The sequence below is a fragment of the Paraburkholderia sp. RL17-373-BIF-A genome (assembly GCF_046030175.1).
In the GTDB taxonomy this organism is placed as follows: domain Bacteria; phylum Pseudomonadota; class Gammaproteobacteria; order Burkholderiales; family Burkholderiaceae; genus Paraburkholderia.
In genome coordinates, this window is sequence record NZ_JARESO010000325.1 from 1 (window position 1) to 851 (window position 851).

1 protein-coding gene and 1 pseudogene are annotated in these 851 nt (G+C 58.5%); one reads left to right on the top strand and one right to left on the bottom strand.

The features are described 5' to 3' along the window. A partial coding sequence (locus P0D80_RS50645) for a DDE-type integrase/transposase/recombinase (protein ID WP_408296403.1) occupies nucleotides 1-409 on the top strand: 409 nt, incomplete at its 5' end. Between the two features lie 92 nt (nucleotides 410-501). On the opposite strand, the pseudogene P0D80_RS50650 reads toward P0D80_RS50645, so the two are convergent. Continuing rightward, nucleotides 502-774, bottom strand: a pseudogene (locus P0D80_RS50650) (transposase); the annotation flags it as partial. Nucleotides 775-851: the final 77 nt, after the last annotated feature.

Below are 851 nucleotides of genomic sequence, written 5' to 3' on the forward strand. Positions count from 1 at the left end.
GGTGGGCTGGTCGATGCAGCCACATATGAAGGCCGGGTTGGTCACGGATGCACTGCGCATGGCATGGTTCCGACGCCGTCCACAAGCCGGCGTAATCGTGCATAGCGACAGGGGCAGCCAGTATTGCAGCGGCCTGTTTCAGGACACGCTGAAGGCCTACGGCATGCGTTCATCGATGAGCCGACGTGGCGATTGTTGGGACAACGCGCCGACGGAAAGTCTGTGGGGTTCGCTGAAGGTAGCACGCATGCATGGACGACACTTCGCCACGAGGCGTGCCGCAATGGATGAGGTGATTAACTGGCTGGGCTTTTACAATGCACGCCGGTTACACTCGACACTCGACTACGTCAGCCCCATGACGTTCGAGAAGAACTGGCTGGCAGCCCAACAAGGCGAGGCCGCATAACTCCCTCGGTTATGGGATTCGTCAAGCAGGGGCAAGGTCAGGGTACTGGCGTCACGGAGTTTCTTCCCTTCGGGCAGGGGCGCGCCACTTGAGATGTTTTTTAAGAGATCGCGCTCCATCTTCACTTCCGCCAGTTCCCGCTGGACGCGTGCCAGCTCGGCTTGAAGTTCGGTCTGCGGATTCTGCTCCTTGCCGATCTCCTGCAGCTTGCCCGCTTTAGCCGAACGGACCCAGTTCGCCAACGTCTTCAGCGGAACCGACAGCCGACGTGCCGCCTCCGAAACGCCGACACCTTCGGTCAGCGCCAGCTTGACTGCCTGCTCACGAAATTCGCTCGTGTAGACCGCCTTGGGAATTTGATTCATCCATGCCTCCGTTTCACGATTGTACGAAACGTTGGCTTCTACTTTTTCGACCGACCTCATAGTCCTTCCGATCATTG